Genomic DNA, 2,224 nt, shown 5'->3' with positions numbered 1-2,224 from the left:
CAAAATAAGGGTTTGGGTTTTGCGCTTTCCCGGGGGCGGGCTGTGTACCCGGGGGGGTGCGTCGACTATGTCCACCCGCGGCCGCCCGCCCCCATTCCGGGGGGGGTGGGGACGCACGGCGATGCTGTCCAGGAAGAGATGGTCCGGATGCGCCTCGATCACCACGAGGCCGGTCACGGGATCCCCTGTGACGAAGACCATCCCGGCGGCCACGTTCGCCGCGTGGTCCGCCCGCATGGGCTGCGGGACGACCCCGATGCGCTCGATGTAGTGGTGGTAGGCCGCGTCGGTCACGGCCTTCACGGCTGGTACGTCGGCCGCGCCGGCCTGCCTGATCTCGTCGTTCGCCATGTTGCGCACGCTATCGGCCGGGGTGCGGTCCGAGTGGCCGGTTTACGCCTGCCACGAGGCTCCTGGTGGCCTTCTGTGGCCGCGTTCCGGGCAGCCCCCCTGCCAAGGATGTCGCCACACAGGTAAAGTCCCACCACCTGAACTTATGAAGAACATCCGTACGCATCGGCCTCAGGGCGCGAACGTCTGATCGTGCCCGTCGTCCTGTCCGTGCCCGCGGATGTTGAGCTTGCCTGGAGCCCGCGAAGTGTCAGCATCGCCCTTGTCCGCTCGGTTGCGCGCCGCAGCGGCACGCCTACTCCTGCCCACGGCGCTCGCCCTGTCGTTCGCCGGTCAGGCCGTAGGTGCCCTCCTCCCCAGCCTCCCCCTGCTGGTGGCCGCCACCGCGGTCGGGCTGGCGGCGGACTTCGCCCTGCACCGGTGGCAGCGCGGCATGGCCAACGCCATCGGAAAGCTGCACGCGACCGTGACCGTGCGCCAGCTCGTCCGCGATCTTCTGGTGGTGACGGGCCTGCTCCGCATCGAGGAGCAGCTCTACGAGGAGCGGTACCTGGTCCTCCTCTGCGGCCTGCTGGTCTTCTACGCCCTGCACTTCGGATCCCAGGCCCTCACGATCGCCGTACGCCGCAGCCGCACCCTGCCGCTGGTGACCAGGAACATCGACGCGTCGCCGCTGCGGCTGAGCCCCGCTCTCCCGGCCCTGCTGATGCAGCGCGCCGGGCAGCGGCTCCTCACCTTCGGCCTGCCCTCGACGGCCGGCCTGCTGGCCACCGCGGCGACGGGTTCGGGCCGGTGGGCCGCCGCGGGAATCGCCCTGTCCATCGCGTTCGCGGTGGTGTCCATCGTCATGCTGCTGCTGCGTCTGCTGCCGGGACGCAAGCCGGTGACGAGCGAGCAGGCGCTGGAGTGGTTCGAGGGCTGGCTCGCCGAGTACCAGCCGACGGTGGGCATGTACTTCTCCGGCGGCACGAGCTCGGCCTACCAGGCGAACATGTGGCTGGAGCCGCTGGCCCGGCTGGAGGGCCGTCCGCTGATCGTGCTGCGTGAGCGCTTCATGGTGCGGCACATCGCGTCCACCGACATCCCGATCGTGTGTCTGCCGAAGGTCGCCGACCTGATGCGGCTCGAGCAGTCCACGCTGAAGATGCTGATCCACCCGTCGAACTCGGGCAAGACCTCGCAGGTCCTGCGGATCCCCACGATCAAGCACGCCTTCGTCAACCACGGCGAGAGCGACAAGCTGTCCAGCTGCAACCCCTACGCGAAGGCCTACGACGAGGTGTGGGTGGCCGGTCCGGCGGCGCGCGAGCGGTACGCCCTGGCGAACGTGGGTGTCGACGACCGGGACGTCGTGGAGATCGGCCGTCCGCAACTGGACGCGATCAAGCCGTACGCCGGTGCGCCCACGGGCGCGTACACCACGGTTCTCTACGCCCCCACCTGGGAGGGCTGGGACGGCAACCCGGGCAACACGTCGATCATCGAGGCCGGCGAGAACATCGTCCGCGCCCTCCTGGCCGATCCGGGGGTCCGGCTCCTGTACAAGCCGCACCCGCTGACCGGCTCGGTCAATCCCCTGGCGGGAGCCGCGAACGTCCGGATCCAGGAGATGATCCGCGCCGCGAACGCCACCCGTGCCGCGCAGCGCTCCGCCGAGCGCCCCGCGCCCTCCGCGGCTGCGGAGCTGGCCGGCCGGACCGCCGAACTGGACCGGCTGACCACGTCCTCGTTCCGGGCGAGCGCGGACGACGTCGAACGGATGATGCTCCAGTCCGTCCCGGAACCCGGCCGCGCCGCGGCCGTGGGGGGGGGCGCGGGCGGGCGCGGGGGGGGGGGGGGTCGGCGGGGGTGGGCGGGGGGGGTGCCGGCGAGA

The 2,224-nt window shown here is 71.1% G+C and carries 2 protein-coding genes; one reads left to right on the top strand and one right to left on the bottom strand.

What is annotated here, in order from left to right:
- Positions 1 to 351, bottom strand: a 351-nt coding sequence (locus tag ACFW2E_RS39455; protein ID WP_384474675.1) for a GNAT family N-acetyltransferase, incomplete at its 3' end; no start/stop codon positions are given.
- Between the two features lie 220 nt (positions 352 to 571).
- On the opposite strand from ACFW2E_RS39455, the gene ACFW2E_RS39450 reads away from it, so the two are divergent.
- A partial coding sequence (locus ACFW2E_RS39450) for a hypothetical protein (protein WP_384474672.1) occupies positions 572 to 2,224 on the top strand: 1,653 nt, incomplete at its 3' end.

The organism is Streptomyces sp. NPDC058964, from assembly GCF_042741275.1.
GTDB lineage: Bacteria > Actinomycetota > Actinomycetes > Streptomycetales > Streptomycetaceae > Streptomyces.
The sequence above is the reverse complement of the archived record's forward strand: the minus strand, read 5'-3'. Positions and strand labels throughout refer to the sequence as shown.